This window comes from Streptomyces sp. WI03-4A (assembly GCF_033792105.1).
In the GTDB taxonomy this organism is placed as follows: Bacteria; Actinomycetota; Actinomycetes; order Streptomycetales; family Streptomycetaceae; genus Streptomyces; species Streptomyces collinus_A.
On record NZ_JARAUO010000017.1, the window covers coordinates 14,554 to 37,726 of the forward strand.

22 protein-coding genes are annotated in these 23,173 nt (G+C 72.1%); 6 read left to right on the forward strand and 16 right to left on the reverse strand.

The genetic code is table 11. The features are described from left to right. The first annotated feature begins 112 nt into the window (after nucleotides 1–112). Both PV343_RS18845 and PV343_RS18850 read left to right on the forward strand, forming a co-directional pair. Entirely contained in the window at nucleotides 113–1,120 is a 1,008-nt protein-coding gene (locus tag PV343_RS18845) for an acyl-CoA desaturase (protein WP_319148094.1), read from the forward strand. Next, the gene (locus PV343_RS18850) at nucleotides 1,117–1,794 is read left to right on the forward strand and encodes a TetR/AcrR family transcriptional regulator (protein ID WP_043475731.1); all 678 of its coding nucleotides are present in this window, start codon (nucleotides 1,117–1,119) and stop codon (nucleotides 1,792–1,794) included. Before PV343_RS18845 ends, PV343_RS18850 begins: the two co-directional genes overlap by 4 nt. A gap of 31 nt (nucleotides 1,795–1,825) precedes the next feature. Here the strand turns inward: PV343_RS18850 and PV343_RS18855 are convergent, their stop codons facing one another. Both PV343_RS18855 and PV343_RS18860 read right to left on the reverse strand, forming a co-directional pair. Beyond that, a complete protein-coding gene (locus tag PV343_RS18855) occupies nucleotides 1,826–2,185 on the reverse strand; it encodes a VOC family protein (RefSeq protein ID WP_319148219.1) in 360 nt (119 codons plus the stop codon). A 2-nt stretch (nucleotides 2,186–2,187) separates the two neighbouring features. Continuing rightward, nucleotides 2,188–3,006, reverse strand: coding sequence for a trans-aconitate 2-methyltransferase (locus PV343_RS18860; protein ID WP_319148095.1), 819 nt, complete (start codon nucleotides 3,004–3,006; stop codon nucleotides 2,188–2,190). A gap of 88 nt (nucleotides 3,007–3,094) precedes the next feature. Here PV343_RS18860 and PV343_RS18865 point away from each other — a divergent pair, with 88 nt between their 5' ends. Continuing rightward, nucleotides 3,095–3,592, forward strand: a complete 498-nt coding sequence (locus PV343_RS18865) for a MarR family winged helix-turn-helix transcriptional regulator (protein WP_319148096.1) — start codon at nucleotides 3,095–3,097, stop codon at nucleotides 3,590–3,592. Here PV343_RS18865 and PV343_RS18870 read toward each other — a convergent pair. After that, on the reverse strand, nucleotides 3,551–4,318 hold the full coding sequence (locus PV343_RS18870; RefSeq protein ID WP_319148097.1) for a response regulator transcription factor: 768 nt from the start codon (nucleotides 4,316–4,318) through the stop codon (nucleotides 3,551–3,553). The two genes, PV343_RS18865 and PV343_RS18870, sit on opposite strands and share 42 nt — an antisense overlap. 265 nt (nucleotides 4,319–4,583) lie before the next feature. Between PV343_RS18870 and PV343_RS18875 the strand changes: the two genes are divergently transcribed. Beyond that, on the forward strand, nucleotides 4,584–5,039 hold the full coding sequence (locus PV343_RS18875; protein WP_319148098.1) for a GNAT family N-acetyltransferase: 456 nt from the start codon (nucleotides 4,584–4,586) through the stop codon (nucleotides 5,037–5,039). Between the two features lie 7 nt (nucleotides 5,040–5,046). Here the strand turns inward: PV343_RS18875 and PV343_RS18880 are convergent, their stop codons facing one another. From PV343_RS18880 to galT, 4 genes are all read right to left on the reverse strand, one after another. Next, entirely contained in the window at nucleotides 5,047–5,544 is a 498-nt protein-coding gene (locus PV343_RS18880) for a hypothetical protein (protein ID WP_319148099.1), read from the reverse strand. A 69-nt stretch (nucleotides 5,545–5,613) separates the two neighbouring features. Further along, the gene (galK, locus tag PV343_RS18885; protein WP_319148100.1) at nucleotides 5,614–6,768 is read right to left on the reverse strand and encodes a galactokinase; all 1,155 of its coding nucleotides are present in this window, start codon (nucleotides 6,766–6,768) and stop codon (nucleotides 5,614–5,616) included. After that, nucleotides 6,768–7,730 (reverse strand): UDP-glucose 4-epimerase GalE, encoded by a 963-nt coding sequence (gene galE / locus PV343_RS18890; RefSeq protein ID WP_319148101.1) that lies wholly within the window; start codon nucleotides 7,728–7,730, stop codon nucleotides 6,768–6,770. Before galE ends, galK begins: the two co-directional genes overlap by 1 nt. Further along, nucleotides 7,727–8,818, reverse strand: a complete 1,092-nt coding sequence (gene galT / locus PV343_RS18895; RefSeq protein WP_319148103.1) for a galactose-1-phosphate uridylyltransferase — start codon at nucleotides 8,816–8,818, stop codon at nucleotides 7,727–7,729. The genes galE and galT overlap by 4 nt, the downstream gene beginning before the upstream one ends. Before the next feature lie 181 nt (nucleotides 8,819–8,999). On the opposite strand from galT, the gene PV343_RS18900 reads away from it, so the two are divergent. Further along, the gene (locus PV343_RS18900; RefSeq protein WP_319148104.1) at nucleotides 9,000–10,691 is read left to right on the forward strand and encodes a sodium:solute symporter family protein; all 1,692 of its coding nucleotides are present in this window, start codon (nucleotides 9,000–9,002) and stop codon (nucleotides 10,689–10,691) included. Nucleotides 10,692–10,712: 21 nt separating this feature from the next. Then, nucleotides 10,713–11,060, forward strand: a complete 348-nt coding sequence (locus tag PV343_RS18905) for a hypothetical protein (protein ID WP_319148106.1) — start codon at nucleotides 10,713–10,715, stop codon at nucleotides 11,058–11,060. Nucleotides 11,061–11,102: 42 nt separating this feature from the next. Here PV343_RS18905 and PV343_RS18910 read toward each other — a convergent pair whose 3' ends face one another. From PV343_RS18910 to PV343_RS18950, 9 genes are all read right to left on the reverse strand, one after another. Further along, nucleotides 11,103–11,789: a helix-turn-helix transcriptional regulator gene (locus PV343_RS18910; RefSeq protein WP_319148108.1), complete on the reverse strand. Its 687-nt coding sequence runs from the start codon at nucleotides 11,787–11,789 to the stop codon at nucleotides 11,103–11,105. Between the two features lie 228 nt (nucleotides 11,790–12,017). Beyond that, on the reverse strand, nucleotides 12,018–13,817 hold the full coding sequence (locus tag PV343_RS18915) for a PQQ-binding-like beta-propeller repeat protein (RefSeq protein WP_319148109.1): 1,800 nt from the start codon (nucleotides 13,815–13,817) through the stop codon (nucleotides 12,018–12,020). A gap of 124 nt (nucleotides 13,818–13,941) precedes the next feature. Next, nucleotides 13,942–15,756, reverse strand: a complete 1,815-nt coding sequence (locus tag PV343_RS18920; RefSeq protein ID WP_319148111.1) for a PQQ-binding-like beta-propeller repeat protein — start codon at nucleotides 15,754–15,756, stop codon at nucleotides 13,942–13,944. Between the two features lie 235 nt (nucleotides 15,757–15,991). Continuing rightward, complete coding sequence (locus PV343_RS18925) at nucleotides 15,992–17,800, reverse strand: ABC-F family ATP-binding cassette domain-containing protein (RefSeq protein WP_319148112.1); 1,809 nt, start codon at nucleotides 17,798–17,800, stop codon at nucleotides 15,992–15,994. Nucleotides 17,801–17,848: 48 nt separating this feature from the next. Further along, nucleotides 17,849–18,772, reverse strand: a complete 924-nt coding sequence (locus PV343_RS18930) for a 4-(cytidine 5'-diphospho)-2-C-methyl-D-erythritol kinase (protein ID WP_319148113.1) — start codon at nucleotides 18,770–18,772, stop codon at nucleotides 17,849–17,851. Next, nucleotides 18,769–19,638: a 16S rRNA (adenine(1518)-N(6)/adenine(1519)-N(6))-dimethyltransferase RsmA gene (gene rsmA / locus PV343_RS18935; RefSeq protein ID WP_319148114.1), complete on the reverse strand. Its 870-nt coding sequence runs from the start codon at nucleotides 19,636–19,638 to the stop codon at nucleotides 18,769–18,771. The genes PV343_RS18930 and rsmA overlap by 4 nt, the downstream gene beginning before the upstream one ends. A 174-nt stretch (nucleotides 19,639–19,812) precedes the next feature. Next, complete coding sequence (locus PV343_RS18940; protein WP_388236491.1) at nucleotides 19,813–21,324, reverse strand: ubiquitin-like domain-containing protein; 1,512 nt, start codon at nucleotides 21,322–21,324, stop codon at nucleotides 19,813–19,815. 156 nt (nucleotides 21,325–21,480) lie between these two features. Further along, entirely contained in the window at nucleotides 21,481–22,380 is a 900-nt protein-coding gene (locus PV343_RS18945) for a TatD family hydrolase (protein WP_319148116.1), read from the reverse strand. Nucleotides 22,381–22,475: 95 nt separating this feature from the next. Further along, nucleotides 22,476–22,901, reverse strand: a complete 426-nt coding sequence (locus PV343_RS18950; RefSeq protein WP_319148117.1) for a hypothetical protein — start codon at nucleotides 22,899–22,901, stop codon at nucleotides 22,476–22,478. Nucleotides 22,902–23,173: the final 272 nt, after the last annotated feature.

The following is a 23,173-nucleotide window of genomic DNA, read 5'->3' on the forward strand; positions in this document are numbered from 1 at the left end:
ATACTTACGTTGCCGTAGGTTACGGAACCGTAGGGAACGCACCGCTTCGCGGCCCGTCCGGTTCCGGCGGCCCCGGTATCTGTCTCTACCCTCGACCCCACAGGGGACGCGCATGACGTCAAGTTCCGATGTGATCGACGAAGCCCGTTCGGCCAACGACACCTCCACCCCTTCCGCCACGCTGGGCGGCGAGCAGAAGCGTTCGATCGAGCAGATCACGCTGCTCCTGTTCATCACCGTGCCGTTCCTGGCGCTGGTGGCGGCCGTGCCGCTGGCCTGGGGCTGGGGGGTGAGCTGGCTCGATCTGGGCCTGCTGGTGTTCTTCTACTTCCTGGGGTGCCACGGCATCACGATCGGTTTCCACCGGTACTTCACCCATGGCTCGTTCAAGGCGAAGCGGCCGCTGCGGATCGCTCTGGCGATCATGGGGTCGCTGGCGGTCGAGGGCCCACTGGTGCGCTGGGTGGCGGACCACCGCAGGCACCACAAGTTCTCCGACGCGGAGGGTGATCCGCATTCGCCGTGGCGGTTCGGGGAGACGGTGCCCGCGCTGCTGAAGGGCCTGTGGTGGGCGCACATCGCGTGGATGTTCGACGAGGAGCAGACGCCGCAGGACAAGTACGCGCCGGATCTGATCAAGGACGGTGCGATCCGGGCGATCTCCCGGCAGTTCGTGCTGTGGACTGCGGTGTCGCTGCTGCTGCCGCCGCTGATCGGCGGGCTGGTCACGATGTCGTGGTGGGGCGCGTTCACCGCGCTCTTCTGGGGTTCACTCGTCCGGGTGGCGCTGCTGCACCACGTGACGTGGTCGATCAACTCGATCTGTCACGCGGTGGGCAAGCGGCCGTTCAAGTCGCGGGACCGCTCGGGCAACGTGTGGTGGCTGGCGGTGCTGTCGTGCGGGGAGTCCTGGCACAACCTGCACCACGCGGACCCGACGTCGGCCCGGCACGGGGTGATGCGCGGGCAGATCGACTCCTCGGCGCGTTTCATCCGCTGGTTCGAGCTGCTGGGCTGGGCGTACGACGTGCGCTGGCCGTCACGCTCGCGTATCGATTCGCGTCGTCACACCGGCGAAGACGGCTCCCGGCGCCGGAAAGAGGCCGCTGAAGCGGCATGATTGACGCCGTGGCGACCGATCCCAGCAGCAATCCCGGAAATGACAAGCAGCGGCGGACCCGCCGGACGCGTATGACCGGTGCGGAGCGCCGCCAGCAGCTGCTGGAGATCGGTCGCACGCTCTTCGCGGCGAAGGGCTTCGAGGGCACGTCGGTGGAGGAGATCGCGGCGAAGGCCGGGGTGTCCAAGCCGGTGGTGTACGAGCACTTCGGCGGCAAGGAGGGCCTGTACGCGGTGGTGGTGGACCGCGAGATGCGGCGGCTGCTGGACATGGTGACCGGCTCGCTGACCGCGGGTCACCCGCGTGAGCTGTGCGAGCAGGCGGCCTTCGCGCTGCTGGACTACATCGAGGAGTACACGGACGGTTTCCGCATCCTGGTGCGGGACTCGCCCATCCCGCAGTCCACGGGGTCGTTCGCCTCGCTGATCTCCGACATCGCCACCCAGGTGGAGGACATCCTGGGGCGTGAGTTCAAGAGCCGTGGCTTCGACCCGAAGCTGGCCCCGTTGTACGCGCAGGCCCTGGTGGGCATGGTCGCGCTGACGGGGCAGTGGTGGCTGGACGTGCGCCGGCCGCGGAAGGCGGAGGTCGCGGCGCATCTGGTGAACCTGGCGTGGCACGGTCTGGACGGGCTGGAGCAGAAGCCGCGCCTGATCGGGCACCGCAAGAGCTGATGCGGTGCGGCTGCACCCAGTGCGGCGCCAGTCAGTGCGGCTGGAGGAACTCCAGCCGGTTGCCGACGGGGTCCTCGGAGTAGAAGCGGCGGTGGCCGGGCAGGTCGTCGTCCCAGGTCACCGGGGCACCGTGGGCGGTGACCCGGGCGGCCAGGGCGTCGATGCCGGTCACCCGCAGCCCGGGATGGGCCTTCTTCGCGGGCCGGAAGTCGTGTTCGGCGCCCAGGTGGAGGTGTACGGCTCCGGCCCGGAACCAGCATCCGCCCCGTGCGGCGAGTGCGGGTGGCTTGGGGATCTCGGTCATGCCGAGGGCGCCGGTGTAGAACGCCCGCAGCGCGTCCTCCGTGCCGGGCGGTGCGGCGAGCTGTACGTGGTCGAGGGCGGCGAGCATCCTCACGCCTCCTTGGTGGCGACGGCGAACAGCCGGCGGAACGGCATGACGGTGCCGTAGGGGGCACTCGGGTAGGCGCGGCGCAGCAGGTCCCGGTATTCGGTGACGAAGGCGTCGCGGGCCTCGGGGTCGTCGGCGAGCGCGGTGAGGGCGGGCCGCAGGCCGGTGCCCTTGACCCAGTCGAGGACGGGGTCCTCTCCCTGGAGGACGTGGAGGTACGTCGTCTGCCACACGTCGGTCGCGCAGCCGAGGCGGGCGAGGCGGTCCAGGTAGACGTCGGGTGTGTGCACGGAGTCGGTGGGGCGCAGCACGTCGCCGAGGAGGGGCTGCCAGCGGGGGGTGGCGGCCAGTTCGCGCATGAGGGCGTGCAGCGGGGCGTCGATGTTGTCGGGGACCTGGAAGGCGAAGGTGCCGCCGGGGCGCAGTCCGGCGATCCAGTCGGCGAAGCGGTCGGCGTGGTTGGGGACCCAGTGCAGGGTGGCGTTGGAGACGATCAGGTCGTACGGCTCGGCGGGCGTCCAGGTGGCGACGTCGGCGTGGGCGAAGTCGAGGTGGCCGCCACCGGAGGTGGGGCCCTCGTGTTCGGTGTGGGCGCGGTCGAGCATCGCGGGTGAGTTGTCGTGGCCGGTGACGTGGGCGGCGGGCCAGCGCTGGGTGAGCAGGACGGTGACGTTGCCGGGGCCGCAGCCGAGGTCGGCGATGCGGGGGCGGTCGGCGGGGAGGCCGGGGATGCGGGCGAGGAGGTCGGTGAAGGGGCGGGCGCGGTGGCCGGCGTGGCGGAGGTACTGGGCGGGGTCCCAGGTGGGGTTGGTGTGCGTCATGGGTCTACTCTCCCCGGGCATTTCTCTCGATGTCAAGAGACTTGAGATCAAGAGACTTCATGTCGACACAACCACTACACTGATCCCCATGGAGGACGAGGTCGATCGGCTGGTCGCAGCGTGGCGCCGGGAGCGCCCGGACCTCGACGTGGACCCGCTCGAGGTGCTCAGCCGGGTGAGCAGGCTGGCCCGGCACCTGGACCGGGCGCGACGGCTCGCCTTCGCCGAGCACCGGTTGGAGCCCTGGGAGTTCGACGTGCTGACCGCGCTGCGGCGCGCGGGGACGCCGTACCAGCTCTCGCCCGGGCAGCTGCTCACCCAGACGCTGGTCACCTCGGGCACGATGACCAACCGGATCGACCGGCTCGCCAAGAAGGGCCTGGTCGAGCGGCTGCCCGATCCCAGTGACCGGCGGGGCGTGCTGGTCCGGCTGACCGGGACCGGGCAGGAACGCGCGGACCAGGCGCTGGCGGGCCTGCTGGACCAGGAGCGGGCGATCCTCGCCGAGCTGTCCCGCGCCCAGCGCGCCGAACTGGCGGCGCTGCTACGCCAGCTGACCGCCCCGTTCGACAACATCCCCGGTTAGGGCGGCCGGGCCCACGCCGGCCCGGCGCGCGAGCGCCACGGCGGCCAGGGTCGAGTGCACGCCCAGCTTGCCGAGGACGTTCTGCATGTGGGTGCGCACGGTGTGCGGGGAGAGGAACAGCCGTTCGGCGACGGCCTTGCGGCCCAGACCCGCGACCATGCAGCGCAGCACCTCGCGCTCGCGCGGGGTCAGCGACTCCACCAGCCGCTCGCTCTCGGTCCGGTGCTTGCGCGCGGCCGTCAGCTCCTTGAGGACGCCGGTGAGCAGGGCGGGCGGCAGATGGGTCTCGTCGCGCAGCACCCCCCGGATCACCGTCAGCAGCCGGGACAGCGAGCTGTCCTTGGCGACCCAGCCGGAGGCGCCGGCCCCCAGCGCGAGGGCCGCGCGGCGGGGGTCGTCCTTCTCGGCGATGACCACCGTGCGCACCGTGGGCTGGGTCGAGCGGACGCCGGCGACCAGGGAGATCCCGTCCACCAGGCCCTCCTCGTTGCCCTCCTGCACCGGGACGGCCGGGCGGGCGCCGGGCAGGTTGCCGCCGAGGTCGGCGTCGACGAGCAGGACGTCGTAGCGGCGGCCCTCGGTGGCCGCGCGCTCCAGACAGCGCAGCGCGGCCGGGCCGCTGCCCGCGGCGGAGACGTCGACGTCGGGCTCGGCGGCCAGTGCCGCGGCCAGCGACTCGGCGAAGATGCGGTGGTCGTCGACGACCAGAACTCGGATGCGAACCACGAAACCCCCTTCCCCGGGCTCCTCGAGGAGCAGGGGATAGCCAAGGTCCGGAGAACGACGACGCGCGCGGACACGACACCCGCGGAAGGAACGCCCGACCGCACACGGCCGCCGCCGTTGCGGAAACTGCTACCCCCACCGCGGGCGCCGTACCCGCCTGTCTCGCCCCCTGATCAGCACCGGCCCCCACCGGTGCTGCTCATCAGAGTACGGATGGCGGCAGGGAGCGGAAGGCGATTTACAGAACTGGCCGTCCGGCACGTTTATGGTGTGCCGCATGTTTCGTATTGAGGCGGAAGTCGACAAAGGCCGACGTGATCTGCTCCGCTCGCGGCTGCGGGACACCAACACGGCGGCGTCCCCCGTCCTGGCGTCCCTGCGCGGCACGCCCGGCGAACGCGAAGTCCCCCTCCACGTCTGGGCGCTGGACCCCGCGGGTGATCTGGCCGGCGGTCTGGTCGGCCACACCTGGGCGACCTGGCTGCACGTCACCTACCTGTGGGTCGACGCCCGCCACCGCGGCGCGGGTCTGGGCGCCCACCTGCTCGCCCGCGCCGAACGCATCGCCCGCACCACCCGCGGCTGCACCGCGTCCCGCCTGGAGACCTGGGACTTCCAGGCCCCGTCCTTCTACACCAAGCAGGGCTACGACGTGGTGTGCGTGATCCCCGACTACCCCCCGGGCATCACGGAGTACACCCTGACGAAGCGCCTGGCCTGACGAGCGCTCACTCCTCCGGCGGTGACGGCGGAGGGGGCGTCAGCGGCGGGGGCGGAGCGGGCGCAGGCGGGTAGGCCGGCCGCGGCGGGATCCTGGGCCGCGACGGTCCCACCGGCGGTGGCGGCTGAGGCTCCCACGACCGCCGCGGCCGCGGCTGGGGCGGGCGGGGGACGAAGGGCGGTGGGGGCGAGGGCGGCGGTGGGGGCGGCAGCAGCTCGTCGTCCGTGAGGACCGGGCCGCCGGCCCGCAGCCGCTCGATGGTCAGCTCGGCCCGGCGCCGGGCCCGGGGGTCGTCGTCGCGCCGAAACACCAGCCGGTAGCTGCGCGCCGTGCGCAGGTCGATGGCACCGAGGTTGATCGGTCTGCCGCCCCGCTGCTCGACGGAGACCAGTTCGTAGCCGAGCGCACGCGCGATCGCCTCGGCCGGCGCCCGCTGTCCCCCTCCGACCTGCAACTCGACCTGGCCCCGCCCGTCGAAGCGGGACCGAATCGCGTCGGCGTCCATCCGGCCCGCCTCCCGTGAAAAGTCGTCGGCCCCGTACAGGCGGACGGGGCCGACCAGACCAACGCAACGTCAGACCACCCGCCGCGCCCCCGCCGAAGGCACCGCCTCGAAGACGCGGGGGGTGGCGTAGGACGCTGCCGTGAAGGCTTCCTCGATCGCCTTGGTCAGGGTGTTCACGTCGGTCACCTCGGCCAGGACGATCGCGGAGCCGCCGAAGCCGCCGCCGGTCATCCGGGCGCCGAGGGCGCCGTGGGACAGGGCGGTGTCCACGGCCAGGTCGAGCTCGGGGCAGGAGATGCGGAAGTCGTCGCGCAGGGAGGCGTGGCCCTCGGTCAGGACCGGGCCGATGGCGCGGGTCTCGCCGGCGTGCAGGAGGGACACCACCCGCTCCACCCGCCGGTCCTCGGTGACGACGTGCCGGACCAGGCGGGCGACCTCCTCCTCGTCGCCGAGCCGGGCCAGGGCCGCGTCGAGGCCGTCGTAGGGGATGTCGCGCAGGGCGTCGACGCCGAGCAGGGCGGCGCCCTTCTCGCAGCCGGCCCGGCGCCTGCCGTACTCGCCGCCGCTGTGGGCGTGCTTGACCTGGGTGTCGACCACCAGCAGGCGAAGGCCCTCGGCGGCGAGGTCGAAGGGGATCTGCCGCTGGGACAGGTCCCGGGTGTCGAGGAAGAGGGCGTGGCCCTCGGTGCAGCAGGCCGAGGCCGTCTGGTCCATGATGCCGGTGGGCGCGCCGACGTAGACGTTCTCGGCGCGCTGGCACAGGCGGGCCAGTTGCCACCGCTGGAGTCCCAGGTCGAACAGGTCGTCGAGGGCGAGGGCGATCACGACCTCGAGGGCGGCCGAGGAGGACAGGCCCGCGCCGGTCGGGACCGTCGAGGCGAGGTGGACGTCGGCGCCGGTGACCGGGTGCCCGGCCTCGCGCAGGGCCCAGACCACGCCGGCCGGGTAGGCCGTCCAGTCCCGGTCGCTGCCCGGGGCGAGGGAGTCCAGGCGCAGTTCCACGACCGTGTCCCCGACGTCCGCCGAGTGCAGGCGCAGCATGCCGTCGGTGCGGCGGGAGACCGCCGCGGTGGCCTGGTGCGGCAGGGCGAACGGCATCACGAAGCCGTCGTTGTAGTCGGTGTGCTCGCCGATCAGGTTGACCCTGCCCGGCGCCGCCCACACTCCCTCGGGTCGCGCCCCGTACAGCTCGGCGAAGCGCTCCTGGACCTGCTGTGCCCCCACTAGTGCTCCTTCGCGATGCTCTGCGCGAACTCCCACGCGTCCGCGACGATCCCCGCGAGATCCGCGCGGGACGGGTTCCAGCCCAGCTTCTCGCGGGCCGTGCCGGCGGCCGCGACGAGGACGGCCGGGTCGCCGCCGCGGCGCGGGGCCACCACTTCCGGGATCGGGTGCCCGGTGACCTTGCGGACGGTGTCGACGACCTCGCGGACGGAGAAGCCGCTGCCGTTGCCGAGGTTGCAGATCAGGTGCTCGCCCGGGCGGGCCGCCGTCAGGGCCAGCAGGTGGGCCTCGGCCAGGTCCGCGACGTGGATGTAGTCGCGGACGCAGGTGCCGTCCGGGGTCGGGTAGTCGTCGCCGTAGACGGAGATCGCCTCGCGGCGGCCCTGGGCGACCTGGAGGACCAGCGGGATGAGGTGCGACTCGGGGTCGTGGCGCTCGCCGCAACGGCCGTAGGCACCCGCGACGTTGAAGTAGCGCAGGGACACCGCGGCCAGGCCGTGGGCGGCCGCCTCGCCGGTGATCATGTGGTCGACGGCCAGCTTGGTGGCGCCGTAGGGGCTGGTCGGGGCGGTGGGGGCGGTCTCGACGATGGGGACCTGCTCGGGCTCGCCGTAGGTGGCCGCCGTGGAGGAGAAGACCAGCTTGCGCACGCCCGCCTCGCGCATCGCGCCGAGCAGGGCCATGCTGCCGCCGACGTTGTTGTCCCAGTACTTCTCCGGCTTCGCCACCGACTCCCCGACCTGGGAGGACGCGGCGAAGTGCAGCACGCCGTCGTAGGAGGCGTCGAGCCACTTGGCGGCGTCGCGGATGTCGCCCTCGACGAAGGCGGCGCCGGCCGGGACGCCCGCGCGGAAGCCGGTCGAGAGGTTGTCGAGGACGGTGACCTCGTGGCCGGCCTCCAGCAGGTGCTGGGACACGACACTCCCGACGTAACCCGCGCCACCCGTCACCAGGTACTTCATGAACTCGCTACCTCTCGCAGTCGCTCGGCCGCGCGCTCCGGCGGCACGTCGTTGATGAACACGTTCATGCCGGACTCGGAACCCGCGAGAAACTTCAGCTTGCCGGAAGTACGTCGGATGGTGAAAAGCTCGAGGTGCAGGGCGAAGTCGTCCCGGGTGACCCCGTCGAACTCCTCCAGCGCGCCGAACGGGGCCTGGTGCCAGGCCGCGATGTACGGCGTGCGGGGCCCGTCCGCCGCGCCCTGTCCTGCGTCACCGTCACCAGCGGCGAAGATCCGGTCGAAGCGCCTCAAGAGTTCCAGATAGACCTGGGGGAACTCTGTGCGTGCCGCCTCGTCGAGCGCGAGCAGGTCGGGCACCCGGCGCCGGGGATAGAGGTGCACCTCGTACGGCCAGTGGGCGGCGTAGGGCACGAAGGCCACCCAGTGTTCACCCTCAAGGACGACCCGGCGGTCGGCCGTCTCCCGGCGCAGGACGGCGTCGAACAGGTTCTCCCCGCCGGTGGCCTCCTTGTGCGCGGCGATCGAGCGGAGCATCAGCGCGGTGCGGGGGGTGGTGAAGGGGTAGGCGTAGATCTGGCCGTGCGGGTGACCCAGCGTCACCCCGATCTCCTCACCGCGGTTCTCGAAGCAGAACACCTGCTCGACGGAGGGCAGATGAGACAGTTCCGACGTGCGGTCCGTCCACGCGTCCAGCACCAGCCGGGCCTGTTCCCCGGTCAGGTCGGCGAAGGACGCGTCGTGGTCGGAGGTGAAGCAGACGACCTCGCAGCGGCCGGAGTCGCCGGCGAGCGAGGGGAAGCGGTTCTCGAAGACGACGACGTCGTACGAGGAGTCGGGGATCTCGCTCAGGCGCTCGCCCTGGGTCGGGCAGAGCGGGCACTCGTCGGCCGGCGGGTGGTAGGTGCGGCCCTGCCGGTGGGAGGCGATGGCGACCGAGTCGCCGAGCAGCACGTCACGGCGGATCTCCGACGTGGTGACCGTACGGTCCAGCGGGCGACGGTCGGCGGCGGTGCGCACGGTGTCGTCCCGGAGGTCGTAGTAGATCAGCTCACGTCCGTCGGCCAGCCGTGTCGAGGTCTTCTTCAACGCCGGACTCCTCTACGTCCCGCACCCAATCACTCAACACAATCAAACATAACAGATCACAACTCGACAACACCCTGGACGATCACAATCAAACAAAGAACACCATCAGAACTGTTCAATATCTGAACGCGGCGGCGTAGGTTCCGCTCTGGATCAGTTCGCGCGACGAAGCGAGTTCTTCATGCAAACCCCCACACATGCCCCCACCTACCTGGCGGCGGAGCTACGGCTCCCCACCAACTGGCTGGACTACACGATCCTGGCGATCTACTTCGTCGTCGTGCTCGGCATCGGCTTCGCGGCCCGCCGCTCGGTGAAGACCAGCCTCGACTTCTTCCTCTCCGGACGCTCGCTGCCCGCCTGGATCACCGGCCTCGCCTTCATCTCCGCCAACCTGGCGGCCACCGAGATCCTGGGCATGGCGGCGAACAGCGCCCAGTACGGTGCCTACACCGTGCACTGGTACTGGATCGGCGCCATCCCGGCCATGGTCTTCCTGGGCCTGGTGATGATGCCCTTCTACTACGGCAGCAAGGTGCGCTCGGTCCCCGAGTTCCTGCTGCTGCGCTTCGACCGGGGCGCCCACCTGCTCAGTTCGATCCTGTTCGCCTTCGCGGCCATCCTCATCGCCGGCGTCAACCTCTACGCCCTGGCGATCGTCGTCGAGGCCCTGCTCGGCTGGCCGCAGTGGGTGGCCATCGTCGTCGCCGGCGCCTTCGTGCTGGCGTACATCACGCTGGGCGGCCTGTCCTCGGCGATCTACAACGAGGTGCTGCAGTTCTTCGTGATCCTGGCCGCCCTCATCCCGATCACCATCCTCGGCCTGCAGAAGGTCGGCGGCTGGGGCGGGCTGACCGACAAGCTCACCGCCACCCACGGCGCCGACTTCACCACGGCCTGGGGTGGCACCGGCATCGGCAGCGGCAACCCGCTCGGCGCCAACTGGCTGACCATCGTCCTCGGCCTCGGCTTCGTGCTCTCCTTCGGCTACTGGACCACCAACTTCGCCGAGGTGCAGCGCGCCCTGTCCGCCAAGAACCTCTCCGCCGGGCAGCGGACCCCGCTGATCGCCGCCTACCCGAAGATCTTCATCGTCTTCCTGGTGATGATCCCGGGCCTGGTCGCCGCCGCGATCATCCCCCGGTTCGGCACCACCGGCTCCGGATACCAGTACAACGACGCCATCCCGTTCCTGATGCAGGAACTGCTGCCCAACGGCGTGCTCGGCATCGCGGTCACCGGTCTGCTGGCCGCCTTCATGGCCGGCATGGCGGCCAACGTGTCGTCCTTCAACACCGTGTTCACCAACGACATCTGGGCCAAGTACGTGGTGCGCGGCCGCGAGGACGGCTACTACGTCCGCTTCGGCCGCCTGATCACCGCCATCGGCGTGTGCGCCTCCGTCGGCACCGCCTTCCTGGCCTCCTCGTTCTCGAACATCATGTCCTACCTGCAGACCCTGTTCTCCTTCTTCAACGTGCCGATGTTCGTGGTGTTCATCGTCGGCATGTTCTGGAAGCGGGCCTCGGCCAAGTCCGGCTTCTGGGGGCTGCTCGCGGGCACCGTGACCGCGATGGTCAACTACTTCGTGCTCTACAAGAAGGGCATCATCTCGATCCCCACCGACCAGGGCGCCAACTTCGTCTCGGCGATCGCGGGCTTCGTCGCCGGCGCCGTCGTGATGTTCATCGTGTCCCTGTTCACCAGGCCGAAGCCGGAACAGGAACTGCGGGGTCTGGTGTACGGCACCCGCTCCCCCGGCATGGCCGAACCGCCCGCCGCGGGCGACGACGCCTGGTACCGCAAGCCCGCCCTGCTCGGCTGGGGCGCGATCGTCCTGGCCGCCGCCTGCTACATCCCGTTCTCGTTCTGACCGCGGGAGGATGAGGAAACCATGACCGAGCACTCCGACCGCGAGCCCGAGCGGTTCCATTTCTCCGAGGACGACGTCCAGCGCGAAGTCACCGACCTGGAGGGCAGGTCCGAGACGGCCGCCCGCCTGTTCGACCTGCGCCGCATCATCGGCGGCCTGTTCGTGGTCTACGGCGTCATCGTCACGATCACCGGCATCACCGACTCCCAGGCCGCCATCGACAAGGCCCAGGGCGTCAACATCAACCTGTGGACAGGCATCGGCATGCTGCTCCTCGGCATCTTCTTCCTGGCCTGGCTGAAGCTGCGGCCGACCCCGCCGCCGCTGCCCCGCGAGGGGCTGCCCGAGGAGCCGGGGGAGAAGGCGTAACACCGGCCGGGAACGCGCCGGCCGCGCGGCGGGGCGGGGTCCTTACGACTCCGGCCCCGCCGGCGGCGGTCCCGCGCGGTCCAGCAGGCCGGTCCGGGCCGCCAGTGCCGCCGCCTCGAGCCGGGAGCCCACCCCCAGCTTCATCAGGACCCGCTGGACGTGCGTGCGCGCCGTGCTGGGAGCGATCCCCATGCCGGCGGCGATCAGCCGGGTGTCCTCCCCCTCGGCGACCCTGACCAGTACCTCCACCTCCCGCGGGGTGAGCATCCGCAGCAGCCGCTGCCCCTCGTCGTCGGGCTGGGCCGCCGGGTTGAGCAGCTCGCCGAAAGCGCCCTGCAACAGCTGCGGGGCCACCGCCGCCTCACCGGCCCGGGCCTTCATGATGGCCCGCTCGACCCCCTCGATCCGCTCGTCGTGCCGCACGTACCCCGACGCGCCGGCCGCGAAGGCCGCCGCGATCCCCCGCGGCGACGGCACCGGGCCGAGCACCAGCACCGCCACCTGCGGCCGCTCCCGCTTGATCTTCACCACCGGGTCGAACGCCCCCGGCTCGGCCGGCGCGGCCGTGCCCAGCAGGCACACCTCCGGCGCCCGCGTGATCACCAGATCCGCCGCGCCCGCGGCCGGCGCCGCCGCCGCGAGCACCCGGTGCCCGCGCAGCTTCAACGCCGACGCCAGCGCCTCCGCGAGCAGGCGATGGTCGTCGACGACCATGAGCCGCACTCCCATGCAGCAACCCCCAGTCCCCCCATGGATGCCCCACTATGGACGCCCACCGCGCACCACGACAGAGGGCCCCCCGGCACCCCGCCCTTCATGCCCCCGGAAGCTACACGCTTGTTCGACGTCGCGCTGCCCCTATGAAGGAGAAGTGCCCCGGATCGATGAAATCCGGGGCACTCCCTGGTAATCCCTGGCATTCACCCCGGGCGCCCTGAAGCACCACGGGGCGTGCGGTCAGCCGCCCGCGCCGAACGCGAGCAGCAGGTACTCCTTGCCGTAGGACGAGGCCTTGTGCGCGTACACGGACGACATGTACAGCCGGCCCCGCCCGAAAAGGATCTCCGCGTAGTCGGGGAGCATCGTGGTCTCCGCCTGCCGCACGTCCTGCGCGGCCGGGTTCTCCAGCAGCTCGGTCGCCTTGAAGGAGCCCCCGTCGATGCTGACGACCTGCCCGCCCTTGTCGTACGGCGGGCGCTTGTAGGCGATCAGGTTGCCGCCGTCCATGCGCAGCGGGGAGAGCAGGTAGCCGTCGCCTGCCTCGGCGCGCTGGCCGGTCTCCTTGCCGGTGGCCAGGTCGAAGGCGACGACCTCGTTGGTCTTGCTGTACTTGCCGGTGCCGTCGTGCTCCTCGGTCGGCACGTACAGCTTGCCGCCCCCGGCGACGACCTCCCGGCAGTCCTCGATGCGGGTGATGCCGTCGCAGCGGCCGGCGTAGGTGTCGCCGGGCGCCGAGATACGGGCCAGCAGCTTGCCGGTCTTGCCGTCGATGGAGAAGTAGTCGGAGATGCCGCTGCCGTCACCGGCGCTGTCGCCGACGTCGGCGGCCACCACCAGCGGGTCGGTGGAGACGATGCTGGCGTACTCGATGCCGGAGGCCATCTTGTAGTCGGAGATCACCTTCCCGGAGGCCGGGTCGATGGTCTGGACGTGGAGCTGGCGGTCGCCGTAGCTGCCGCACTTGCGCATCGCGACCAGCTTGGCGCCGCCGCCGTAGCCGGCGTCGTAGCAGGTGTCCCCGGGCTTCGGCTGCCACAGCGCCTTGCCGGAGTCGATGTCGAACGCGGCACCGCCGTTGGTGCTGCCGACCGCGACGGTGTGCTGGGCGACCGTCACGTTGTCCAGGTTGATCGTGCTGTCAGCGTTCTTGACCGTCTTGGTCCACAGCTTGGTGCCCTTGGCGAGGTCGATGGCGGCGACCTGGCTGCAGCCCGCGCTGGAGTTCTTGGCGGGCATCTTCGGCTGGAAGACGATCGCCGTCCTGCCGTCCTCCGTCACGTGCTTGGCGGCCGTGCACACCGGGCCCGGCAGCTCGACCGTCCACAGCTTGGTGCCCTTGACCGGGTCGTAGCCGACGATCTGCGCGATCCCGCTCTTGGCGTACACCTGGTCGGTGAGCCAGGAGCCCGCGGTGACGACGGTGTCGGAGGTCTTGGGCATCGGGGCCTGGAAGAGCACCTTCGCGGCGGGGTCCGCCGGCGCCTTCTCCTTGCCGCCGGCGGTCGTGCCCCCGGAGCCGTCCTTGCCGCCCGCGCCGCCGGTGGAGTGCGCGGTGTCGTCCTTCTTCCCGTCGTCGCCGGAGGACTTGGCGTACCAGACACCGCCGCCGACGATCAGGGCGATCACGACGAGTGCCGCGGCGACGATGACGAAGGTGGTCGTGCTCCTGCCGCCGCCGCCCTGCGCGGGCGCCATGGGCGCGGTCGGGTAACCGTAGGGCTGCTGCTGGGCGTACGGGTTCTGCGGCGCGCCCGGGTAGCCGTACCCGGGCTGCGGCTGGGGCGGCTGCGGGACCTGCGGCCGGCCGTAGCCGGGCTGCGCCGGCTGGGGCGCCTGCGGATAGCCGTATCCGGGCTGCGGCGGCTGGGGCTGCGGCGGCCCGTAGCCGGGCTGGGGCTGCTGCGGGTAGCCGTAACCGGGCTGGGGAGCCGGCGGGGTGGGCGGGGCCGCGGGAGGCTGGCCCTGGGGCGGCCCGAAGCCGCCCTGCGGCGGCTGGTTGGGCGGCTGGTTGGGTGGCGGCGGGGGCGGCTGGCTCATGACTGGGGTACCTCGGTGACGCTCTCCGGGCCGGACGGCCCGGGAGAAGGGGGACGAAGGAGAGGGAGCGGAGAACGAAGAGGGAGCGGAGAAGGGAGCGGGCGGCCGGAAGCCGGGCCCGGACTCACTTGCCGAACGCCATCATCAGCTTCTCCTTCGATTCGTCGTTGCCGTTGAGCCGGGTGGTGGAGATGAAGAAGCGTCCGCCGGCCCAGTCCACGGCCGAGCTGAAGAAGCCGTTCTCGATCGTCGCGGTGCCCGCGGGGTTCTGCAGCAGCTTGGTGGGCCGGTGCGAGCCGCCCGTGGTCGGGATCGACACGACCTGGCCGCCCGCGTCGTACGACGGCCGCACGTACGCGATGAGCCTGCCGCCCTCGGTCTTCACCGGGGCCATCGACTCGTCCGTCGGCGACTTGACCCGCCACTTCTCCTTGCCGTCGGCGAGGCCGATGGCGACGATCTCGTTGGCGCCGCTCGTCGTGTCGGTGGGCAGGTAGAGCGTGTCGCCGTCGACGGCGACGCCCTGGCAGCCCTGCAGGTCGCGGGCGAGGATCGCCCAGCCGCACTGCGGCGCGAACTTCTCGTTCACCTTGACCTCGGACCTGAACTTGCCGGCCGCGGTGAAGGTGGAGATGTTCCACGCCTTCTTGTCCTGGTTGGTCAGGTAGACCACGAGCGGGTTCAGGGAGTAGGTACGCGCGACCCGCCAGCCCTTCTTGACCGGCTGCGTCCACTTGACCTTGCCGTCGGCCGGGTTCAGCTCCCGGATCTCGTCGTGCTCGTTGCTGGTGCCGGCGCCGCAGGAGGCCACCTGGACCAGCCGGCCCGCGCCGCCCGCGAACGCGGTCGGGAAGCAGGCCGAGCCGTACTTCTGCTTGTCGTACAGCTTGTGGCCGTTGTCGATGTCGTACGCCGTGCCCGACTGCGAGCGGCCGACCATCAGCGTCTTGCCGCTGACCGTCAGCTCGATGCTGATGGCGCTGTCGAACAGCGCGCCGTCGGCGACCTCGGCGCTCCAGCCCTTCTTGCCGGTGCCCAGGTCGATCTGCTGGAGCTGGTTGCACTTGGCGCGGTCGCTGACACCGCTCATGTACGCCACGACGATCTTGTCGTCCGCCGACTTCTGCGCGGTGACGGCGCAGATCTTCTGCGGGAACGTGATGGGGTCCCAGGCCGCGCGGCCGGTGCCGGCGTCGTAGGCGAAGACCTGCTTGTACGCCGCCTTCACCGCCGTGCCGCCGGAGATCCACATGCCGGGGGCGTCGGCGCCGGAACCGGGGGCGTCGGGCGCGCTCTTGTACCAGAGCACCTTCGCCTCGCCGGGCTTGCGGCCCTCGTTGAGGTTGTCCGGGTCGGCGCCGCCGTTGCCGCTGCCGTCACCGGGGTCGACGGACGCGGTGGAGGAGGACTGCTTGCCGTCGTCGCTCTTTCCGGCGACCGGCGTCTTCTTCCCGTCGTCGTCATTGCCGCCGCTGGTCACGGCGTAGACGGTGCCGCCGATGACGAGCAGCGCGGCCGCCGCGGCACCGATGATCAGCGCGGTCCGGCCCTTGGCCGGCGGCTTGCCGCCGAACGGGGCCCCGCCGGGCGCGGTGCCGGGGGCGCCGGGGTACGGCGGCTGCTGCGGGTAGCCGTAGCCGGGCTGCGGTCCGTACGGGCCGGGCTGCGGCTGGCCGTACGGACCGGGCTGCTGCGGCTGGCCGTAGGGGCCGGGTGCGGGGGCGCCGGGCGCCCCGTACGGGCCCGGCTGGGCGTAGGGGCCGGGCTGTTGGGGATAGCCGTAGCCGGGCTGGGGCTGCGGAGGCTGGGCCGGTGCCTGGGGCGGCTGCGCCGGCGGCGGGGGCGGCGGCTGCGGGGCGCCGTATCCACCACCCTGCGGCGGCTGGTCCTGCGGTGCTCCGAAACCGCCCTGCGGCGGCTGGTCGGGCGGCTGGGTCATCAGCGCTCTTCCCCCTCGTTCACTGATTTTTAGCCACGCCCTGAGGTTCGCTCACGGACCCTGGGTCGTACTCAGACTGTTCTCAGACGGCTCTTTCTATCACCCGGTGCCGACAGCGGACGGGGCCGTGCCCTCCCCTGTTCCCAAGGGCGAACCGGCCCGTGATGCCCTCGTTACGCGCCTTCACGCCCCCTTCACGCGACGCGCGCGCCCCCTGCGCGTGCCGCGTGCGAGGTCAGGCGTCCTCCGCCAGTTCCAGCCAGCGCATCTCCAGTTCCTCCCGCTCGGCGCCCAAGTCCCTCAGCTGGGCGTCCAGTTCCGCCACCTTCGCGAAGTCGGTGGCGTTCTCGGCGATCTGGGCGTGCAGCTTGGCCTCCTTCTCGGAGACCTTGTCCAACTGGCGCTCGATCTTCTGGAGTTCCTTCTTGGCGGCGCGCTGGTCGGCGGCGCTCCTCTCGGTGGTGGCCGGACGCGGGGCCGCGGCGGCGGCCTGCGCGGCGACCGCCTCCTCCATCCGCTGTCGCCGCTCCAGGTACTCGTCGATGCCGCGCGGCAGCATCCGCAGGGCGCCGTCGCCGAGGAGGGCGAACACCCGGTCCGTGGTGCGCTCCACGAAGAACCGGTCGTGGGAGATGACGATCATCGAGCCCGGCCAGCCGTCGAGGACGTCTTCGAGCTGGGTGAGGGTCTCGATGTCGAGGTCGTTGGTGGGCTCGTCGAGGAAGAGGACGTTGGGCTCGTCCATGAGCAGGCGCAGCAGCTGGAGCCGCCGGCGCTCGCCACCGGAGAGGTCACCGACCGGCGTCCACTGCTTCTCCTTGTTGAAGCCGAACGTCTCGCAGAGCTGACCTGCGGTCATCTCGCGGCCCTTGCCGAGGTCGACGCGCTCCCGTACCTGCTGCACGGCCTCCAGGACCCGCAGGGCGGGGTCGAGTTCGGCCACCTCCTGGGAGAGGTAGGCGAGCTTGACGGTCCGGCCCACGGCGACCCGGCCGCCGGCCGGCTGCGCCTCGCCCTCGGTGCGGGCCGCCTGCGCCATCGCCCGCAGCAGGGAGGTCTTGCCGGCGCCGTTGACGCCGACGAGGCCGATCCGGTCGCCGGGACCGAGCTGCCAGGTGACGTGCTTGAGCAGCACCTTCGGTCCGGCCTGGACGGTGATGTCCTCGAGGTCGAAGACGGTCTTGCCGAGCCGGGAGGAGGCGAACTTCATCAGCTCGCTGCTGTCGCGGGGCGGCGGCACGTCGGCGATCAGCTCGTTGGCGGCCTCGACGCGGAAGCGCGGCTTGGAGGTGCGGGCGGGCGCGCCGCGGCGCAGCCAGGCCAGCTCCTTGCGGATGAGGTTCTGCCGCTTGGCCTCTTCGGTGGCGGCGATCCGCTCGCGCTCAGCGCGGGCGAAGACGTAGTCGGAGTAGCCGCCCTCGTACTCGTAGACGTCGCCGCGCTGCACGTCCCACATGCGGGTGCAGACCTGGTCCAGGAACCACCGGTCGTGGGTGACGCAGACCAGCGCCGAGCGCCGGTTGCGCAGGTGCGTGGCGAGCCAGGCGATGCCCTCGACGTCGAGGTGGTTGGTGGGCTCGTCGAGGACGAGCAGGTCCTGCTCCTCGATGAGCAGCTTGGCGAGCGCGATACGGCGGCGCTCGCCACCGGAGAGCGGTCCGATGACGGTGTCGAGGCCCTTGGGGAAGCCGGGCAGGTCGAGTCCGCCGAACAGCCCGGTCAGCACGTCCCTGACCTTGGCGTTGCCCGCCCACTCGTGGTCGGCCATGTCGCCGATGACCTCGTGCCGGACGGTGGCGGCGGGGTCGAGCGAGTCGTGCTGGGTGAGCACGCCGAGCCGCAGCCCGCCGGAGTGGGTGACACGCCCGGTGTCGGCCTCCTCCAGCTTGGCGAGCATCCGGATGAGGGTGGTCTTGCCGTCGCCGTTGCGCCCGACGACGCCGATCCGGTCCCCCTCGGACACACCGAGCGAGACGCCGTCCAGCAGGGCACGGGTGCCGTACACCTTGCTGACGTTCTCGACATTGACCAGGTTGACGGCCATTTCACTCCTGCCCCGGGGGATGGATCGACCTTCCAGGGTAGTCGGAGGTCAGACGCCGCCGGCGCGCTCGGCCGGGCCCGCGGTCACCGTCGCGCCCGGTGCGGGTGCCGTGGCCGTGCGGACCGTGCGGCAGGTGCCGGAGGTGCGCAGGGCGTCGGCGATCTTCGCGGCGGACTCGGGGTCGCGGGCGAGGAAGGCCGTGGTGGGGCCCGAACCGGAGACGAGCGCGGTCAGGGCGCCCGCGTCGCGGCCCGCGGCCAGGGTGTCGGCGAGTTCCGGGAAGAGGGAGAGCGCGGCGGGCTGGAGGTCGTTGGAGACCGTGGCGGCCAGCGCGTCCGGGTCACCCTTCGCCAGTGCGTCCAGCAGCTCGGCCGAGGCCTCGGGCTCCGGGATCTCGCGGCCCTCGGCCATCCGGTCGAACTCCCGGAAGACCGCCGGGGTGGACAGTCCGCGCCCGGCCATCGCGAACACCCAGTGGAAGGTGCCGCCGACCTCGAGGGCGGTCAGCCGTTCGCCGCGCCCGGTGCCGAGGGCGGCCCCGCCCACCAGGCTGAACGGCACGTCGCTGCCCAGCTCGGCGCAGATGGCGAGCAGCTCGGCGCGTGAGGCGCCGGTGCCCCACAGCGCGTCGCAGGCGAGCAGGGCGCCCGCGCCGTCCGCGCTGCCGCCCGCCATGCCGCCGGCGACCGGGATGTCCTTGGTGATGTGCAGGTGCACGGCCGGTTCGATGCCCCGGCGTTCGGCGAGCGCGATCGCCGCGCGCGCGGCGAGGTTGGTGCGGTCCAGCGGGACCTGGTCGGCGTCCGGCCCCTCGCAGGTGACGCGGAGCTCGTCCGCCGGGGTGACGGTGACCTCGTCGTACAGGCCGACCGCGAGGAACACGTTGGCGAGGTCGTGGAACCCGTCGGGGCGGGCGGCGCCCACCGCGAGCTGCACGTTCACCTTCGCCGGCACCCGCACCGTCACGCTCACTTGCCCGCCTCCCTCTGCTCGGCGATCCGAGCGAACTCCTCCACCGTCAGTGACTCGCCGCGCGCCTGCGGGGAGACCCCGGCGGCAACGAGGGCGGCCTCGGCGGCGGCAGCGGACCCGGCCCAGCCGGCGAGGGCCGCCCGCAGGGTCTTGCGGCGCTGCGCGAACGCCGCGTCGACGACCGCGAAGACCTCGGCCTTGGCGGCCGTCGTCTTGACCGGCTCGGTCCGCCGGACGAGCGAGACCAGGCCGCTGTCGACGTTCGGCGCGGGCCAGAAGACGTTGCGCCCGATGGCCCCGGCCCGCTTCACCTCGGCGTACCAGTTGGCCTTCACGGACGGGACGCCGTACACCTTCGAGCCTGGCGCGGCGGCCAGCCGGTCGGCGACCTCGGCCTGCACCATCACGAGCGTCCGCTCGATGCCGGGGAAGGTGTCGAGCATGTGCAGCAGCACCGGTACGGCCACGTTGTACGGCAGGTTCGCCACCAGGGCCGTGGGCGCGGGGCCGGGCAGCTCGGCGACGTGCATCGCGTCGGAGTGGACCAGCGCGAACCGGTCGGCGCGCTCGGGCATCCGGGCGGCGATGGTGGCGGGCAGCGCGGCGGCCAGCACGTCGTCGATCTCGACGGCGGTGACCCGGTCGGCGGCCTCCAGCAGGGCGAGCGTGAGGGAGCCGAGGCCCGGGCCGACCTCGACGACCACGTCGTCGGGGCGGACCCCGGCGGTGCGGACGATCCGGCGGACCGTGTTGGCGTCGATGACGAAGTTCTGACCGCGCTGCTTGGTGGGGCGGACACCGAGTGCGGCCGCGAGCTCGCGGATGTCGGCGGGGCCGAGGAGGGCGTCGGGGGTGGGGCTGGTCACGGGACAAGGGTACGGGGCCGCCGGGGGCCCTCCGTCCGGCGCTCACCGCGGGAGCGGCCCGAGCCGACCCGGGACCGCGGCCGGTCCGCGGACCCACCACCGGCGGACGAACGCTGCCGGCGGACCCACCACCACTGGACACGCCCCCGGCGGACCTGCCACCGGCGGACCCCCTCACCCGCGCAGGCGTGCCCCGCAGTGCGGCCAGGGGGTGGCGCCCCGGCGCACGTAGAGCTTCTTGGCGCGGAAGGTCTGCTCCTCCGCGGGCGCGTCCTGGGGGCGGCCGCTGCCGCCGAGGCTCTGCCAGGTACGCGTGTCGAACTGGTACAGCCCGCCGTACGTCCCGGAGGGGTCCACGGCGTCCGGGCGGCCGCCGGACTCGCAGGCCGCCAGGCCGCGCCAGTCCAGGTGCTCGGCGCCCTGCACGGAGTGCGGCCGCGGCTTGGTGCCGACCCGCACGAGCTGCTTGCGCGGTGCGCGCACCACCTCGGACGTCTCCCGGCGCGGTTTCTCGCGTACTCCGTTGACGGTGCGCAGGTAGTAGGTGACCCGCCGCAGCCCGGGCCGGCCCGGACGGTCGACGACCTCGGTGCCCTTGAAGAGGGTGGGGTCGGCGGTCCGCCGTACACCGAAGGGGATCGGCTCCTCGCGGATCTCCCTGCTGCCGATCACCCGCAGCACGGTCACCGTCTGCCCGTCGCGCGGGAAGCTGTCCGGCGGCACGGAGGTGGTGTCCTGGCCGTGCAGGGTGATGCCGGCCTCCTCGACGGCCTCGCGGACGGTGGCCGCGTTGGTGCGGATGGTGCGCGTGCGGCCGTCCGCCATGATCGTGACGGCGCGTTCGGTGCGCACGTCGAGTGCGAGACCGGCGCGTCCGATGCCCCGGGAGCGGGAGGCCGACAGGTACGCGCCCTCCGCGCGCACCCCCATCTCCCGCAGCGCCCCGTCCACGGTGTGCGCCGTCGTCCACACCTCGCGCTGCTCGCCGTCCAGCGTGAGCCGCACCGGGCGCCCGTAGCGCACGGACACCTCGTCGCCGCTGACGAGACGGGCGTCGCGGGAGGGCGCGACCATGTCGTGCTCACCGACCCGCACGCCCTCCTCGGCGAGCAGCTCCGACACGTCGCCGGCGAAGGTGTGCAGGGTGCGCGGCCTGCCGTCGACGCTCAGCTGGACGGCCTTGTCGTTGGCGACGAAGGCGGTGGTGCCGCCGGCCAGGAACGCGACGACCAGCGCCTGCGGCAGCAGCCGGCGCACGGCCGACTCGGGGCGCTCGGCGGAGCGGGCCCTGCGCCGTCGGGCGGCCCGGCCGCCCGCGGCGGCTGCCCGGGCGGAGTCCAGCACCACCGTGGGCTCGCCGCGGTCCAGCACCACCGTGGGCTCCAGGGACTCCGGGAGGGCCGAGGGCTCCCCGCGGTCGAGGACGACCGTGGGTTCACCCCGGTGCGGGGCCACCGTGGGCTCGCCGCGGTCGAGGATCACCGTCTCGGCGTCCGGCGCCGCCACCCCGGGCACGCCCGTCACCTGGCGCGGCAGGGGCATGGCCGGCTCGGTGACGAAGTACGCCTCCGCCTCGTAGGCGGGCCGGTACGTGTCCCGGTACACCCCGTACGGCAACGTCTCCGCGGTGTGCACGGAGGCGTCGTGGCCGTGCGGGTCGTACGTCTCGAACTGCGGCTTGCTCACGCCGACACGCTCCAGAGGGGCCAGAGGGGTCCGGATCGGGCCCCCAGAACCTAGCGGAGCGACGGTCACTCTCCAAAGCGGCTCGACTACGCACAGTTGCCCACCGAACGCGCGCCCAGCGCCCTCAGTGAGCCGGGGGCCGGGCCGTACGCGCCCTCAGTAACCGAAGGCGCGGGCCGTGTTCGCGCCCAGGGCGGTCGCCAGGGCGTCCTCGTCGACGCCCCGGACGGCGGCCATCGCGCGCACCGTGACGGGGATCAGGTACGGGGCGTTGGGCCGGCCGCGGTAGGGCGCCGGGGTCAGGAAGGGCGCGTCGGTCTCCACCAGGACCAGTTCCAGCGGGGCGACGGCGAGCGCGTCCCGGAGGTTCTGGGCGTTCTTGAAGGTGACGTTGCCCGCGAAGGACAGGTAGTAGCCCTCGCGGGCGCAGATCTCGGCCATCTCGGCGTCGCCGGAGTAGCAGTGGAAGACGGTGCGCTCAGGTGCGCCCTCCTCCTTCAGCACGCGCAGGACGTCGGCGTGGGCGTCGCGGTCGTGGATGACGAGGGTCTTGCCGTGCCGCTTGGCGATCTCGATGTGGGCGCGGAACGACCGCTCCTGGGCCGCCTTGCCCTCGGGGCCGGTGCGGAAGTGGTCGAGGCCGGTCTCGCCGACGCCCTTGACCTGGGGCAGCGCGGCCAGCCGGTCGATCTCGGCGAGGGCCTCGTCGAGCGCCGCGTCCCCGCCGGGTTCGCGCGCGCCCTGCCGCGACCAGCCGTCGGGGTCGCCGTGGACGATGCGCGGCGCCTCGTTCGGGTGAAGGGCGACGGTCGCGTGGACGCCGGCGTGCGCCGCGGCGGTCTCGGCGGCCCAGCGGGAGCCCGCGAGGTCGCAGCCGACCTGGACGACCGTCGTCACACCCACGGAGGCGGCCTTGGCGAGGCCTTCCTCGACGCTGCCGGACTGCATGTCGAGATGGGTGTGGGAGTCGGCGACGGGCACCCGCAGCGGTGCCGGGAGCGGCGGAGCCGTGCTCTTGTCGTCCTTATGTGCGGCGCGGCCGGCGTTCGAAGGCATGCTCCGATCCTACGAAAGGGGGACGCTCTCGAACGCCGGTGTCCCGCCCGCGCGGGGTACTCCCGTCCGGGGTGCTGCCGTCCGGGGTGCTCCGCTCAGCTCGCGCGGCGCTGGAACGGGTGCAGGAGATCGGACAGGTGCCAGTGGTGCGGTTCCCTGGTCCGCTCCGGCACCTGGGGGGTGGACTGTCCCGGCACCTGCGGGGTCTCGACCGGCCCCGCCTGCGGCACCCGGTGCTGCCGCTCGGCGGCACCGCGCACCGACGAGACCTGGCCCGCGCGCATGATCCTGACGACGTGCCCGTCGCAGTTCTGGCACGCGGGCCGGCTCAACGGGGACGGGACGACCCGGTCGTCGGCCACGTACGTCACGAACTGCTGTCCGTGCAGGTCCGTGTGGTGCTCTATGGCGTACGACTGCTCCCACCCGTGCCCGCACCGCATGCAGGCGAACGCGTACGACTCGTGAACGACGGCGGCGGCGGTGCCGCGAAGGCCGGTCCGCCCTGCGATCTCACTCATGCCAGCTCCTCTTGTCCGCTGGACAAGCGCCCCCCGTGCGGGTTCCCCCCGGAACCCTGGGGCGAGGGACGGATACGTCCCTTCGACCAGTGGACGCCTCCGCCGACGCGAACGCATCAGTCCTGTCGAGTGTTGGAGGCGTTTTGGACGTTCCTTGCCGAAACGGCCCTCCGCGAGGGGTCTGGCTTTGCCTTCGGAGGCGGCCTTTTGCCCGCCCATGGGGCGCACGCTCAGCCGAGAAGAGTCCTGCTCAGAGGGCGTGTGCGCGGGTT